Raw genomic sequence first — 16,658 nt, forward strand, 5'->3', positions numbered from 1 at the left:
CCGCCGCACCCGTGACGGCCCGGTCGAACACCGCCACCGCCACCGCCCCGGTCCAGCCCGCCCCGGTCCGGCCCGCCGCGGGCCAGGACATCGCCGTGATCGGCATCCACGGCCGCTACCCGCACGCCGACGACCTGGAGGAGTTCTGGTCGGTGCTGCGCGATGGCCGGGACTGCGTCACCGAGGTCCCCGCCGACCGCTGGAAGACCGAAGGAGGTGCCCGATACGGCGCCTTCCTCGACGGCGTGGACCGGTTCGACCCGCTGCACTTCGGCATCTCGCCCCGCGAGGCCGCGGCGATGGATCCGCAGCAGCGGCTGTTCCTGGAGACCGTGTGGCACCTGCTCGAACAGGGCGGCGTCACCCAGGAGGTCATCGAACGGCGCTACGGCCGCAGCGTCGGCGTGTACGTCGGCGCCGCCTACCAGATGTACCGGGCGGACGCCTGCGAACCGGTACTCGCGGCGCTCACCTCGTCCGCCTCCTACAACCTCATCGCCAACCGCGTCTCGCACTTCTTCGGCCTCGAAGGACCGAGCCTGGCCGTGGACAGCATGTGCACCTCGTCCGCCATGGCCGTGCACCTGGCCTGCGCCGACCTGCTGCGCGGCGAGTGCGAGCTGGCCGTCGCCGGTGGGGTCAACCTGACCGTGCACGAGGACAAGTACGTCGCGCTCTCCGAGATGCAGCTGCTCGGCACCCATCCGGGCGCGCGCAGCTTCCGCGACGGCGACGGCTACCTGCCCGCCGAGGCCGTCGGCGCCGTACTGCTCAAGCCGCTGGACGCGGCGCTGCGCGACGGCGACACCGTCCTCGCGGTCATCAAGAGCACGTCCTCCCTGCACGCGGGCCGCTCAAACGGTTTCATGACGCCCAGCCACCGCACCCAGGTGGCGACCATGCGCCGGGCGCTGGAACGCGCCGGCGCCGAACCCGGCTCCATCGGCTACGTCGAGTCCGCCGCCAACGGCACCGCGTTCTCCGACGAGGTCGAACTGCGCGCCCTGCGCGAGGTGTTCTCCGGCGTCACCACCCCGGTGCCGGTCGGCGCCGTGAAGTCGAACCTCGGACACCCCGAGGCGGCCTCCGGCATCGCCCAGCTCACCAAGGTCGTCCTCCAGCTCCAGCACGGCCGGATAGCACCGCTCGTCGAGGCCGGCACCGCGAACCCCCGTCTGGACCTGGACGGTTCGCCGCTCGAACTGTGCGACCGGCTGACGGACTGGGAGCCGCGTGGCGGCGGCGCGGACACCGGCGGCCCCTCCGAGCCCCGCCGCGCCCTCATCAACTGCGTCGCGGCGGGCGGCTCCCATGTCAGCCTGGTCGTGGAGGCACCACCGGCCACCGCCGAGGCCCCGACCGTCACGCCGGACACCGCGCCGCAGATCGTCGTCGTCTCCGCCCGGACCGAGGAACGCCTGCACACGGCGGTGTCACGCCTGCTCGACCACCTGGCGGAGCTGCCCGGCGAGGACGGCACCGACTCCACCGTGAGCCTCGCGGACATCGCGTACACCACACAGCTGGGCCGCGAACCGCTGGCCGAGCGGCTCGCCGTGGTCGCCGCCGACCGGACCGAACTGGCCCGTGCGCTCGCCGATCACGTGGCGGGCGCCCCCACGACCGTACCCGTGTACCGGGGCAACGCCGACGACGACGCCGGACCCTGGACGTCCGTCCTGTCCGGCGCCCGGAGCGCGGCCTTCCTCGCCGGGCTCGCCGAGGACCGGGCGTTGGAGGAACTGGCCGCCCTGTGGGTGCGCGGGGTCCGGGTGCCCTGGAGCGCGCTGCACACCGGCCGGTCCCGGATGGTGCCCCTGCCCGCCACCGCGTTCGAGGCGGGCAGCTACTGGGTGGGACGCGACCCGCAGGCGGCCGCACCGGAGACGAGGGCGCCGGAACTCGCGCCGCCCGCCGGCACCGTCACCGACGCCGAGCAGGTCATGGCACAGGCCTGGGCCGACGTCCTCCAGGTCGACGCGGCCACGCTGACCGCACGGACCGACTTCCTCTCGCTCGGCGGCAACTCGCTGCTGGCCACCCGGCTGATCAACCTCCTCAAGGAGCGGGCGGGCGTCGAGCTTCCGGTCGAAGCGGTCTTCGCCGCCCCCCGCCTGTCCGACATGGCCCGGGAACTGGGCGAACGGCTCCTCGTGGCCGGGGACACGAGCACGCCCGAGCTGGACCTGATCCTCGAGAGCCTCGTCCGTGTCGAGCACATGGACGACGAGGAGCTGGACGCGCTGGACATCGAGAGCTGAGGCAGAGGGACGACGATGGACACCACCAGTCAGGACACCGGCCTCGGTCTCATCCGGAGGATCCGCTCCCTGCCACAGAAGCGGCAGCGCGCCCTGATCGCGCTGCTGCGCAAGCAGGGCGTCGACCTGTCCGCGCTCGAAAGCATCCCCCGGCTGCCCCGGACCGACGGCACACCGGTGCCGCTCTCCTTCACCCAGCAGCGGCTGTGGTTCCTCGCCCAGCTGGACGGCACCAGTGCCGCCTACAACATCCCGATGGCGATGCGGCTGCGCGGCCGCCTCGACCGCCCCGCGCTGCTGCGCGCCCTGGCGGCGGTCGTCCAGCGCCACGAGGTGCTGCGCACCCGGTTCGCCGACGACGGCGGCGTACCGCGTCAGGTCATCGGCGACGGCGGCGACTTCACGGTCGCCGAGGAGGAGCTGGACGACCCTGCGCGGCTCGCCGCGATGTGCCGCGAGGAGGCAGCCGCCCCGTTCGACCTGGAGCGCGGGCCGCTGATCCGGGTACGGCTGCTGCGGCAGTCGGAACAGGAGCACCACCTGCTCGTCACCACCCACCACAGCGTGTCCGACGGCTGGTCGGTCGGCGTGTTCTTCCGCGACCTGGTCACCCTGTACGAGGCGTTCTGCGCGGGCCGCCCCGACCCGCTGGAGCCGCTGCCCGTGCAGTACGCGGACTACGCGCACTGGCAGCGTGAGCGGCTCGCCGGGGAACTGCACGGCCGCCAGACGGACTACTGGAAGCGTCAACTGGCTGGTGTCGACCCGCGGCTGACACTCCCCGCCGACCGGGAACGCCCGCGTGTGAAGACCTACACGGGTGCCAGGGAGAACTTCACCTGCCCGGCGGAACTGCTGAACGCCCTGCGTGACGTCGCCAAGCGCCACGAAGCCACGCTCTACATGACCCTGCTGGCCGCCTACACCGTCGTCCTCAACCGCTACACCCACCAGACGGACATCGCCGTCGGCACGGTCGTCGCAGGCCGCGGGCGACGCGAGGTCGAGGATCTCGTCGGCTTCTTCGCCAACACACTGGTGATGCGCGCGGACCTGGCTGACGACCCGGACTTCCGCGATCTGCTGGCCCGGGTGAAGAAGACCGCGTTGGAGGCCTACGACCACCAGGACGTCCCGTTCGAGGCCGTCGTGGAGGCCCTGGACACCGAGCGCAGCCTCGCCCACTCGCCCGTCTTCCAGACGATGTTCGTCCTCCAGGAGGCGCAGACCCGACGGGACGTCACTCTCGGCGGTCTCGAGGTGTCCCCGGTCGACTTCGAGCTGAGCTTCACCAAGTTCGACCTGACGCTCGACCTGCGGGAGTCCCCCGACGGCCTGGTCGGTACCGTCGAGTACAACCCCGACCTGTACGACCGCGAGACCGTCCGGCGCTTCATCGGCCACTACACCCGGCTGCTCGCCGCCGTCACCGACGATCCGGCGCTGCCCGTGTCCCGGCTCGCCATGATCGACGCCGAGGAGCGTCGCCAGGTGGTCGAGGTGTCCAACGACACCGAGCGCCCCTTCAGCGACGACCGGTGCCTGCACGAACTGTTCGAGGAGCGGGTGGCCCGGCACCCCGAGCGCACCGCCCTGGTCACCACCGACCGCTCATGGACGTACGCCGAACTCGACGCCTGGGCCGAACGCGTCGCGCGCGGCCTGCGCCGGCACGGCGTCGGGCCGGACACCCTGGTCGGTCTGCACGCCGAGCGTTCCGCCGAAATGGTCGCCGGCATCATGGGCGCCCTGAAGGCCGGCGGCGCCTACATGCCGATCGAGCCGTCCTACCCGGCGGCCCGCCGCGCCGATCTCGTCGACAGCTCCGGCGTCACCGTGGTCCTCACCCAGCCGCACCTGGACGCCGAACCACTGCACGGCGTGGAGCACCTGCTCGTCCTGCACCCCGACGGCACCCTGCGCGACCAGACCGGCACGGATGTCCCCGACGTCCCGGACGCGGACGTTCCCATGGAGGAACCCGGCGTTCACGCGGGGAACTTGGCGTACGTGATCCACACCTCCGGCTCCACCGGCCGCCCCAAGGGCGTGATGATCGAGCACCGGGCCGCGGTTAACCGCATCGAGTGGATGCAGAACGAGTACCGGCTCACCGATGACGACGTCGTCCTGCAGAAGACCCCCTACAGCTTCGACGTGTCCGTCTGGGAGTTCTTCTGGCCGCTGCTCTTCGGCGCCCGTCTCGCGATCGCCGCCCCCGGCGGTCACCGCGACCCGGCCTACCTGCTCACCGCCGTCCGCGCGTTCGGCGTGACCACCCTGCACTTCGTGCCGTCGATGCTGCGCAGCGTCGTCGAGGAGCCGGACTGGGCGCGGTGCACGACCGTACGGCAGGTGTTCTGCAGCGGTGAGGCGCTGCCCCCGGACCTGTGCGCACGCCACTACGAGCAGCACACCGCGCCGCTGCACAACCTGTACGGGCCCACCGAGGCCGCCGTCGACGTCAGCCACTGGACCGTCCCCGCCGACGGCACCCCCCGCGTCGTCCCCATCGGCCGGCCGATCCAGAACATTCAGCTGCACGTGCTCGACGAGGCCCTGACGCCGCAGGGCATCGGCTGCGTCGGCGAGCTGTACATCGCCGGCGCGGGGCTGGCCCGCGGCTACCTGCACCAGCCGGAGCTGACCCGCGAACGGTTCGTACCCAACCCGTTCGCCACGTCCCCCGACGCCCGCATGTACCGCACCGGCGACCTGGTGCGCCGACTGCCCGACGGTGACCTGGAGTTCCTCGGCCGCGCCGACGACCAGGTCAAGATGCGCGGCTTCCGCATCGAGCCGGGCGAGATCGAGCACCGGCTCACGGAGCACCCCACCGTCCGCTCCTCGGCCGTCCTGGTCCGTGAGGACCAGCCCGGCAGCCCCCGCCTGGTCGCCTACGTGGTGCCCGCGCCCGGACACGCCCTCGCCGACCACCGCGCCGATCTGATCCGGCACCTGGAGGGCGCGCTGCCCGAGTACATGGTGCCGAGCGCGTACGTCGAACTCGCCACCCTGCCGGTGACCGCGCACGGCAAGCTCGACCGCCGTGCCCTGCCCGCCCCCGGCATCGACGCCTTCGCCCAGCGCGCCTACGTCGCACCCGTCACCGACACCGAACGGCGGCTGGCCGAGGTCTGCGCCGAACTGCTCGGCTTCGACGCCGGCCGGGTCAGCGCCGAGGACAACTTCTTCGCCCTCGGCGGCCACTCCCTGATGATCACGGTGCTGGTGGCCCGGCTGAAGGACAGCGGTCTGCACATCACCGTCCAGGACGTCTTCACCGCCGCTACGCTGGCCGATCTGGCGGCCCGCATCGACGCGACCGGGCCGGCGCCCGCGCACACCGTACCGGCCAACCGGATCCCGGAGCGCTGCGAGCGACTCACCCCCGACCTGCTTCCGCTGATCGACCTGACACAGGAGCAGATCGACACCGTCGTGGCCGCCGTGCCCGGCGGTGCGGCCGCCATCCAGGACGTCTACCCCCTGCTGCCCACGCAGGAGGGCATCCTGTTCCACCACCTGATGGACCCGGACAACGACCCGTATCTCGTCTCCACCCTCTACCGGGCCGACGACGAGCAGGCGTGCGCCCGGTTCATCGACGCCTTGCAGAGCGTCGTCGACCGCCACGACGTGATGCGCACCGCCGTTCTCACCGCGGGTCTGCCCGAACCGGTCCAGGTCGTGCACCGGGCCGCGCGGATCCCCGTGGAGCGGACCCGGCTCGACGCCGGCCGGGACTTCGAGGAGCAGGCGAGGGAACTGCTCACGCGCCAGGAGCGGATGAGCCTCCACAGCGCGCCGCTGCTGCGCCTGGTCGTCGCCGAGGAACCGCACTCGCGGCGGCGCTACCTGCTCCTGACCGCCCACCACCTCATCGAGGACGCCACCTCCCTGCGACTGATCCTGCACGAGCTGGCCGCGCACCTGGCGGGCCGCGTCGACCTGCTGGCCACCCCGGCGCCCTACCGCGACTTCGTCTCCCACACCCTGGCCAGGCACACCGCCGACGACACGGTGGCCCACTTCCGGGCAGCCCTCGAGGACGTGACGGAACCCACGGCGCCGTTCGGCCTCACCGACGTGCACGGCAACGGCCGACGGGTCGGCCGGCTGCGCCGAGCGCTGCCCGAGCCCCTCGCACACGACCTGCGCGCCCAGGCGCAGCGTCTGCAACTGAGCCCGGCCTGTCTCTTCCACGCGGCGTGGGCCTGCTTCGTCGCCGCCACCAGCGGACGCGACGACGTGGTGTTCGGCGCCGTGATGTCCGGGCGCCTCCAAGGTGTGCCCGGGGTGGAGCGCATGCTCGGCAACTTCATCAACACGCTGCCCCTGCGCACCCGGCTCGCCGGCCGGACCGTGCGGGAACTGGTCGCTGACGTCGACACCGGACTGCGGGAGCTGATCGCGCGGGAGCAGAGCCCCCTGAGCCTGGTCCAGCGGTGCAGCGGCCTGGACGGCGACGCCCCGCTGTTCAGCGCCGTGGTCAACTTCCGCCACTTCGAGGCGGGGCACGATGAGGCGCTGCCACGCATCGACGACCACGGGGTGCGCTTCCTCGCGGCCGTGGACGCCATCAACTACCCCGTGACGGTGTCGCTCGACGACTTCGGCACCGAGCTGTCGCTCGACGTCCAGGTCGAGGAGACGGTCACCTGCGAGGCGGTCGCCGACTGTCTCGAAACCGCGCTGGCGGGCCTGCTCGACGCCCTCGCCACGGACGACGGGGCCGGGACCGCCGCGCTGGACGTCAACGTCCTGCCGGCGGGCGACCGGCAGCGCCTGGCCGAGTGGAACGACACCGCGACACCGCTCTCGCACGAGACGCTGCCCGCCGCGTTCGAGGCGCAGGTCGCCCGTACTCCGGACCGCACCGCGCTGGTCTTCGAGGGCCGCACGCTGTCGTACGCGGAACTGAACGCCCGTGCCAACCGGCTCGCGCACTGGCTGATCGAGCGGGGCGCCGGGCCCGGACAGCGGATCGCGATCCGGATGCCGCGCTCGTTCGACCTGGTGGTCGCCGTCCACGCCGTGGTGAAGACCGGGGCGGCGTACCTCCCCATGGAGACCGACGTCCCCGACGAGCGCGTCGAGCAGGTGCTCGCCGACAGCGTGCCGCTGCTCGTCCTGGAGGAGCTGCCGGACACCACCGGCGGCCGCGACGACAACCCCCGTACCCGGGTGGGCAGGGACGACGCCGCGTACGTGCTCTACACCTCGGGTTCCACCGGCAGGCCGAAGGGTGTGGTGATCCCCCATCGCGCGGGCCTGAACTGGACCGCGTGGAAGCAGAGTCACTACGGCATGAGCGGCGAGGACCGGATGCTGCTGAAGACGTCGGTGGGCTTCGACGTCTCGGTGCCCGAGCTGTTCTGGCCGCTCCAGGTCGGCGCGGCCGTGGTGATCGCCCGTCCCGACGGACAGAAGGACCCGGCGTACCTCGCCCGGCTGATCCGCGAGGAGCGGGTCACCGACCTCCACTTCGTCCCGTCCATGCTGGCCGAGTTCCTGTCGGAACCGACCGCGGAACTCTGCACCGGCCTGCGCCGCGTCGAGACCGCGGGCGAGGCGCTCCCGGTCGAGCTGGCCGAACGGTTCGCACGCGTGCTGCCGGACACCGAACTGCACAACCTGTACGGGCCCACCGAGGGCGGTCCCATCACCGCCTGCCGCTACCGGGCCGAACCCGGAGCGACGGCCGTGCCCATCGGCCCTCCGGTGTGGAACACCCGGGTGTACGTGCTGGACGAGGCGCTGCGACAGGTGCCGCTCGGAGTGCCGGGTGAGCTGTACGCCTCCGGCGACGGCACGGCCTGCGGCTATCTGAACCGGCCGGACCTGACCGCCGAGCGGTTCGTGGCCAATCCCTTCGACCCCGGAACCCGCATGTACCGCACCGGTGACCTGGTGCGATGGCGTGCGGAGGGCACGCTCGACTACCTCGGCCGCGTCGACGACCAGGTCAAGGTGCGCGGCTTCCGCGTGGAACCCGGCGAGGTCTCCAACGTGCTGCTCACGCACCCCTCGGTGCACCGTGCCGTGGTCGTGCCGCAGGGGAGCGGCGCCACCCGCACGCTCGCCGCCTACGTGAGCCCGACTCCCCGGTGGCTGCACACCGCCGTCCCGGAGGAGAACGCCGCCCATCTCGAACAGTGGCGGCGGGACCGCGACGACCGGTACGCGCTCGGCACCGCGTCCGCCGACCCGGAACCCGTCGAGGCCACGGCACGGCAACTGGAGCGCATGCGTCCGAAGCGGGTGCTGGAGATCGGCTGCGGCGCGGGAGAACTGCTCCTGCGGTACGCCGGGGACTGCGCTTCGGTGCACGCGCTCGACCCGTCGGCCACGGCTCTCGACGCGGCCCGCCGCGGCGTGACCGGCCGGGGCTGGTCGCACGTCACCCTGGCCCAGGGAGACGCCCTGTCCCTGCCGGAGCTGCCTGGCGAGAAGTTCGACACGATCGTGCTCAACTCGGTGGTGCGGCACTTCCCGAACGAGGGCTACCTGGAGGAGGTACTCGCCCTCCTGGTCCCGCGCCTGGCGGACGGCGGCAGCATCCTCGTCGGCGGCGTCCGCAACCTGGACCTGTTCACCGCCCAGCTCTGCGCTGCCGAGCGGGACCGCACGGAGCCCGGCACCACCGTCGACGAGCTGGCCGCCCAGGTGCGGCGCGGCCGGCGTCAGGAGCCGGAACTGCTGGTCAGCCCGACGTACTTCGCGCGGCTGCCGGAGCGTCTTCCCGAGCTGGGTGCGGTCGACCTCGTCGTCGGGCGGGGCGGGGAAGGCAGTGAGGCACTCGCCTACCGCTACGACGTGATCCTGCGCAAGCCGGTCGCGCCGACGGCCTCCCTGCCGTGGTCGGAGGCCGCCTCCCCGGCGGAGCTGCGCGCCCTCCTGGACGGCGAGGTCCCCGACCGGTTCGGGGTGAGCGGGCTGACGAACCCCCGTGTCACCGCCGCCGTGCGCCTCGTCGCGGAGCTGGGGGACGGGCCGCGTCCCCGAGCGGCCGAGCCGCCCGAGCCCCGCTCGCGGACGGCGGACGAGGTCAGGGAGCTGGAAGCCGTCCTGCGGCACGCCGAGGAACTCGGCTTCCACGTGGCGGCCACCTGGTCGCAGGACCGGCTCGACGGCCTCGACCTGGTGCTCGGCCGGGACGAACTGCCCCGCGTACGGGCCCGTCACCCCTACCGGGCAGCCGCCGCCACCAACCATCCGCAACTGGCTAGCAGGGGGCCGTCGCTGGCCCGCGCCCTCAAGGAACACCTCTCCGCACAGCTTCCGCACTACATGGTGCCCGGCGTGTTCGTGGTCCTCGACGAACTGCCGGTCACCCCGAACGGGAAGGTCGACAAGCGGGCCCTGCCGGCCCCGGACGAGGCCGACGTGACCAAGGAGCAGTACGTCGCCCCGCGGACCGAGGCACAGCGCGCGCTGTGCGGGATCGTCGCCGACGTCCTCGGTCTCACCCAGGTCGGACTCCAGGACAACTTCTTCGACCTCGGCGGACACTCCTTGCTCGCGACCCGGCTCACCCTGCGGATCAAGAAGGAGACCGGCGCCGAGCTACCGCTCCAGCTGATCTTCAGCGGGGCCACCGTCGAGGAGATGGCCGCCGTCCTGGAGCAGCCGGCGGAGCGGGAGAGCGGACCGCCGGTCCCGGCGGGCCGCGCAGAGGCCGAGGAGTCCGGTGAGCCGGAACCGGCGCCCATCACGCTCCAGCAGCGCGATCTGTGGTTCCTCGACCGGCCGGCACACCTGGGGACGGCGCACGACAACGTCCAACTCGCGTTCCGGATCAACGGCTCCCTGGATCGCGGAGCCTACGCGCGCGCCGTGGCGGGACTGGTGGAACGGCACGCGGTCCTGCGCACCAGCTATGTCCGGCGCGACGGCACCGTGACCCAGAGAATCCATCCCGCCGGCGGCTTCGCCATGCGGCCGGCGGCCGTCGACGAGGACGCGGTCACGCAGTGGCTGCGTGCCGAACGGCTCCGCCCCTTCGCGCCGGAGGACCCGTACGTGATCCGCGCACACCTGCTCACCGTGTCCGACGATCAGCACATCGGGGTGCTGACCCGGCCCTGGGGCGTCTTCGACGGCTGGTCCGTGAACGTCGTGCTGGCGGAGCTGCTCCAGCTGTACCGCGCGTTCAGCCGGGGGCAGACCCCGCAGCTGCCCGAACTCCCGCTGTCGTATGCCGGGTTCGCCCGCTGGCAGGCCCGCACGACCGACGCCGCCGAGCTCGCCCGCCAGGAGAGCTACTGGCGGCGGCAACTGGCCGGGCTGCCCGCCTGTCTGCCGCTGCGCACCGACTACGAGCGCTGCCCGGTCAAGACCTACCAGGGCTCGTCGGTGGATCTCCACATCCCCGCCGAACTGCTCGAACGCCTGCGCAAGCTGAGCCAGGAGCAGGGAGTCACGCTCTACATGACCCTGCTGTCGGCCTTCGCCGTTCTGCTGGGCGGCCACACGGACGGCAGCGAACTGGCCGTCGGAACGGCGGTGTCGAACCGGCCGCGGAGCGAACTCGAACGCGTGGTCGGCTACTTCGTCAATCTGGTGGCGCTCCGTCTCGACGTGCCCGCGGACCGGTCCTTCCCCGACGTCCTGGCGCAGGCCCGGCGCGTCACCACCGAGGCGCACGAACACAAGGACCTGCCGTTCCCCGACCTCGTCCGAGCCCTGGCGCCCACTCCCGAGCCGGGCTGCTCCCCGCTGTTCCAGGTGATGTTCAACCTGCTTCCCGCCGCCGCCCCCGGAGCCGGCGGTGACGGAACCGACCTGGAGGTGCTGCCCATCCGTCCCGTGACGACGACCACGAAGTACGACCTCAACCTCGTCGCGGAGGAAACGGCCTCGGGGCTGCGGGGCTACCTGGAGTTCAGTACCGACCTGTTCTCCCCGCGCACCGTCGAGGGCATGGCCCGCACCTATGAGCGGTTGCTGGCGGAGGTCGTGGCCTCCCCGGAGTCGGACGTGGCCCAGCTGCGCGCCGCCGCGGCGGCGACGCCGGACTCACCGAGGACGCCCCGATGACCAATCCCTTCGACCGACCGGACACCGACTACCTCGTCCTCGTCAACGACCGGCGACAGCACTCGCTGTGGCCGTCCGCCGTCGACGTCCCGGCCGGCTGGACCGTGGCCTTCGGACCGGCGGGGCGGCCGGACTGCCTGGAGTTCACCGCGACGGCCGGGACGGATCCGCTGTCGGTGGGCCCGTGCCCGGTCGAGCACCAAGGGCCCCGGCCGGCACCCGCATCACCCGACGCGCCCGGCCCGCAGGAAGCGGCCCGGCACGCAAGCAGCAAAAGGAGAGACAGCATCATGACCGCGAGCACTCCCATGGTTTCGGCGCCCCCCACCATGGCGGGGCACCCGCTGTTCGGGTCGCTGATGGACCTCCAGAAGGACACGCTGGGCACCTACCTCAAGGCGCTGCGCGACCACGGTGACGTGGTGCGGTTCAGCGTGGGCCCGCCGGGAATGCGGGCGGAGTTCTACGGTGTGTTCTCGGCGGACGGCGCTCAGCAGGTGCTGGCGTCCTCGGCGCAGACGTTCACCAAGGAGAACCGGTTCCTCGGGGAGCTGCGGCAGTCCTTCGGCAACGGGCTGCTCACCAGCATGGGGGACGAGTACCTGCGCCAGCGCCGCATGCTCCAGTCGTTGTTCACGCCCCGCCAGGTGAACGAGTACGGCTCGGAGATCACCCAGGAGACCGGCAGCCTCGTCGAGCGGTGGCGGACCGCACCGAACGCGACCGTCGACGTGTCGGAGGAGATGACGGGGCACACCCTGCGGACGATCTCCCGCATCCTCTTCGGCCGGAAGAACGACGTGGACGCCATGGTGCCCACGGTTCAGCGCAACTTCCCGCTGATCAACGCCTATGCGGTCAAGCGGGCCTTCGCCCCGGTGAACCTGTCCCGGAAGGTGCCCACACCGGGCAACCTGCGCGCCGCCAAGGCGCACCGCGAGCTGTACGAGGTGTGCGACGAGATCATCTCGGCCCGCCGGGCCGAGGAGTCGACCGCCCCCACCGGCAGGAACGACATGCTCAGCCTGCTGGCGCGGGCGCAGGACGACGACGGAAGCCCGATCAGCGCGGAGGAGACCCGGAACCAGGTACTCGTCTTCCTCGTCACCGGCCACGAGTCCACCGCCACCACCCTGGGCCTCACCCTGCATCTCCTCGCCCGCCACCCCGAGGTGCAGGCCCGCGCCCACCAGGAGGTCGACAGCGTCCTGAGCGGCCGTGAGCCCGTCGCCGAGGACCTGGAGAAGCTTCCCTACCTGACGCGGGTTCTCAAGGAGACGCTCCGCCTGTACCCCGCCGCGCCGGCCCAGGGCCGCATCGCCACCGAGGACGTGCGGGTCGGCTCGTACACCATTCCGGCCGGCGCCGACGTGGTGGTCAGCTCCGGTGTCGTCCAGCGCCGTCCCGACATCTGGGAGGACCCGGAAGCCTTCGACCCGGACAGGTTCCTGCCGGAGCGGGAGGCGGCGCGTCCGCGCTACGCGTGGTTCCCGTTCGGCGGTGGGCCGAGGGCGTGCATCGGCCAGCACCTGGCGATGCTGAACGCCACCCTCACGCTGAGCGTGCTGCTCAAGAACTACTCGTTCACCGCCGTCGACACCGACATTCCGCTGAACACCGGAATCACCCTGCGGCCCACCGGTCAGGTCCGCTGCAGGCTGACGCCGCGAACCTGACCGTACGGGCGGCATTCATTTCCGGATGATGTGCCGCCCCTGAGAAAAGTCTTGCTGGAGCGAATGCAGTCGGGCTAGGCTGAGCGGGATCTCTGAAATGGGGCGCCCCATTTCCTGCGGACTCCGCCGGCCTGCTGATGCCCGGCCGGTATTCCTACCCCTGGAAACATCCCGCGCTTGATTCTTGCCGGGGTCGTAGCAGGACCAGATGAGTTTCTTTATCCGGTGAGTCCGTCGATGCGTACAGGAGACATGAGGGTGCACAAGGAATTCGCGGTGGTGACCGGCGGTACCAAGGGTATCGGGCTCGCGCTGAGTGGGCGCCTGGTGTCGTTGGGGTACCGGGTCGTGGCGCTCTACCGGGGTGACAAGGAGGCCGCCGCCGCGGCCGAGCGCGAGTTCGGGGACTCCTTCCGGAGCCTGCGGGCCGACCTGGCCGACCCCGACGCGGTGGTCGCCGTGTCCCAGGAGCTGCTCGCGGCGTACGGAGCACCGAAGGTGCTGGTCAACAACGCCGGACGGAACATCGACCGTCCCTTCCTCGACATGTCGTTCGACGACTGGGACCAGGTGATCGCGGCCAACCTGTCCGCGCCGTTCTACCTCACGCGGGCACTCGCGCCGCGGATGCTCGAGGCGGGCGGCGGATCGGTGGTGAACGTCGCGGCCACCACGGGGATCCGCCCGCGGCTCGACGGGCTGAACTACTGCGCCAGCAAGGCGGGGCTCCTGCACTTCACCAAATGCCTCGCGATGGAACTCGCGCCGACCATTCGCGTCAACTCGCTCATTCCCGGAATGATCGACACCGAGGAGATGCGCACACGGTTCAGGACGGACGAACCGCAGTACCGCGACAAGTTGCTCGACGAAATCCCGCAGCGACGCATCGGAGATGTCGACATGATGGCCGACGCGTTGGAATTCCTGATCGGGGAGAAATCCTCATACGTCACCGGTCAGAAGCTGATCGTGGACGGCGGACAGTTCATGTGGTGATTCTGGCGTGAGCGAGAAGGCATCCACTCCCATTTTCCGAGAAGAGGCTGTGTACGTGCGTACTCGAATGGACCGGTACGAGGAATTTCTCACCGAGAACTATCGCAAGGGCTTCACGAAGGCCGACGAATACTCGCTGGACGAGCTGTCCGACAGCCTGCGCGCCCGTATCGCCGAAGGTCACTTCAAGCGTGTGGTCTTCACCGGCATGGGGTGCTCGGCGATCGTCTCCGACGTCGTGCGCGCCTTCTTCATCTCGACGGGCACCGAGGTGGAGTTCCACGTCTTCAACGACTACGACCACGCGTACCTGCTGCCGTCCTCCGTCATCGACGACGACCGGACCCTGATCATCCTGAGCTCCTACAGCGGCCACTCCCTGGAGCCCGCCCGCGCCTTCCACGCGCTCGCGCACGCCCACGACCGGATGGTCCTGCTCACCTCCGGCGGGCGCCTGGCCGAGCTGGGCCGGGAGGCCGGCGTGTCCATCCTCCGCTGGGAGCTGAGCGAGCCCGACCGCGAGTACCCCCTCTTCCACGTGGGGCAGTACTTCGCCATCCTGCTGGACGTCTTCCACCGGCTGGGCCTGGTCGCACGGGACTTCGGCGACGAGGTACGGGCGCTTCCCGAGCACCTGGCCCACGACTTCACCGACGTCCACCGGGAACTGGCGCGCACGGCGGCCCTGCGGAGCCGGGACGCGAACATCATCATGATCGCCTCGCCGGTGTGGCACGAGAGCCTGCTCAAGCTGGCCAAGATGCACCTCAACGAGATCGCCATGGTGCCGGCCACCCGCAACTACTTCCACGAGTTCTGCCACAGCGAGGTGGCGACCCTGTCGGACCCGACGCGCAAGCACAGCGTGCTGCTCTTCGCCGACGCGGACGACGACGAGTACACGCAGGCGAAGCGGAAGAACCTGACGGGCCTGCTCACGAGCGACCGTCCGGAGAACGCGAACATCGAGGTGATCGAGATACCCATGGCCGAACCCACCTTCATGCGGAAGTACTTCACCGCCCTGGAGTTCGTCCAGCACCTCACGCTGGCCCTCGGCCGCGCCCACGAGACGCAGTCCCGCAACCTCATCTCCGAGGCCGCCGGAAACCCCTGGTACCACGGCGACACCATCCTCGCGGAAGCGGCCGCCCACTAGTCCGCCACGAGCAGCCCGCCACGAGCAGTCCGCCACGAGCCGGAGCACCGTGTCCTCCCCGAGTGAGCGCAGGAAATAAGGAGTGTTGGGTCAGTGAACAACCCGGTTCCGGTGGTTGCCGAGACGGACGTCGCCATCATCGGCATGGCCGGGCGTCTCCCCGGCGCCGACGACCTGGACTCCTTCTGGCGCCTGCTGAGCGAGGGCCGAGAGGGCATCACCCGCTTCAGCCGCGAGGAACTGGCGGCGGTGGGGGTGCCCACCCGGCTGCTGGACGACCCGGAGTACGTCCCCGCCCACGGGGTCATCCCCGACGTCGACCTGTTCGACACCGGGTACTTCGAGTTCACCCCGGCCGAGGCCGCGATCACCGACCCGCAGCACCGCATCCTGCTGACGGCCGGCCACACCGCCCTGGAGCACGCCGGCTACGACCCCGCCCGCTACGACGGGCTGATCAGCGTCTACGCCGGCGCGGCCATCAACACCTACCTCCAGCAGCAGGTCCTGCCCCACGTCGACCAGACGGCCACCTCCCGGCACTTCGCGGTGATGGTCGGCAACGACAAGGACTTCCTGGCCACCCGGCTGTCGTACAAGCTCGACCTCAAGGGCCCCAGCTACGCCGTCCAGACCGCCTGTTCCACCTCCCTCGTCGCCCTCCACCTGGCCTGCCAGGGCCTGGTCAACGGCGAGTGCGACATGGCGCTGGCCGGCGGTGTCACCGTGAAACTGCCGCAGGCCAAGGGGTACCTGTACGAAGAGGGCGCGATCCTGTCCCGGGACGGGCACGTGCGCACCTTCGACGCGGACGCCAGCGGCACCGTCCTCGGCAACGGCGTCGGTGTCCTGGTCCTCAAGCTCCTGCGGGACGCCATCGCGGACCGGGACACCATCCACGCCGTCATCAAGGGCACGGCGACCAACAACGACGGCTCCGGCAAGGTGAGCTTCGCCGCGCCCGGCGCCGTCGGCCAGACCGCCGTCATCCGGGAGGCGCACACCGTCTCCGGCGTCGACCCCCGGACCATCGGATACGTCGAGGCCCACGGCACCGCCACCCGCCTCGGCGACCCGGTCGAGGTCTCGGCGCTGACCCGGGCGTTCCGGGAGTCCACCGCCGACACCGGCTTCTGCGCCATCGGCTCGGTGAAGTCCAACATCGGCCACCTGGACGCCGCGGCCGGTGTCGCGGGCGTGCTCAAGACGGTGCTGATGATGAAGCACCGGACGCTGGTGCCGACCGTCAACCACACCACCCCCAACCCGGCCATCGACTTCGCCGCAGGCCCCTTCAAGGTGAGCACCGACACCACCCCCTGGACCGGTCAGGGCCCGTTGCGAGCCGGCGTCAGCTCCTTCGGCATCGGCGGCACCAACGCCCACGCGATCCTCGAGGAGGCCCCGCCCGCCCCCGCCCCCGGCGACGCGCGCCGCGCCCGGCAACTGCTGGTGGTGTCCGCCCGTACCGCGACCGCACTGGCCACGGCCGCCCAGAACCTGGCCGCCCACCTCGAAGGC

At 71.1% G+C, this 16,658-nt stretch carries 6 protein-coding genes; all 6 read left to right on the forward strand.

What is annotated here, in order from left to right; translation table 11 throughout:
- Positions 1 to 2,261 (forward strand): type I polyketide synthase (locus EBH09_RS39395; RefSeq protein WP_238697481.1); only part of this gene is annotated, 2,261 nt, incomplete at its 5' end.
- Between the two features lie 15 nt (positions 2,262 to 2,276).
- The gene (locus EBH09_RS30265) at positions 2,277 to 11,303 is read left to right on the forward strand and encodes a non-ribosomal peptide synthetase (protein WP_121750074.1); all 9,027 of its coding nucleotides are present in this window, start codon (positions 2,277 to 2,279) and stop codon (positions 11,301 to 11,303) included.
- Positions 11,300 to 12,979 (forward strand): cytochrome P450, encoded by a 1,680-nt coding sequence (locus tag EBH09_RS30270; protein ID WP_121750075.1) that lies wholly within the window; start codon positions 11,300 to 11,302, stop codon positions 12,977 to 12,979. Before EBH09_RS30265 ends, EBH09_RS30270 begins: the two co-directional genes overlap by 4 nt.
- A gap of 177 nt (positions 12,980 to 13,156) precedes the next feature.
- A complete protein-coding gene (locus EBH09_RS30275) occupies positions 13,157 to 13,978 on the forward strand; it encodes an SDR family oxidoreductase (RefSeq protein WP_238697482.1) in 822 nt (273 codons plus the stop codon).
- Between the two features lie 55 nt (positions 13,979 to 14,033).
- The gene (locus EBH09_RS30280) at positions 14,034 to 15,137 is read left to right on the forward strand and encodes an SIS domain-containing protein (protein WP_153182724.1); all 1,104 of its coding nucleotides are present in this window, start codon (positions 14,034 to 14,036) and stop codon (positions 15,135 to 15,137) included.
- Positions 15,138 to 15,230: 93 nt separating this feature from the next.
- Positions 15,231 to 16,658, forward strand: a 1,428-nt coding sequence (locus EBH09_RS38030) for a polyketide synthase (RefSeq protein WP_193776613.1), incomplete at its 3' end; no start/stop codon positions are given.

It is taken from the genome of Streptomyces sp. E2N166 (assembly GCF_003671715.1).
GTDB classification, from domain to species: Bacteria; Actinomycetota; Actinomycetes; order Streptomycetales; family Streptomycetaceae; genus Streptomyces; species Streptomyces thinghirensis.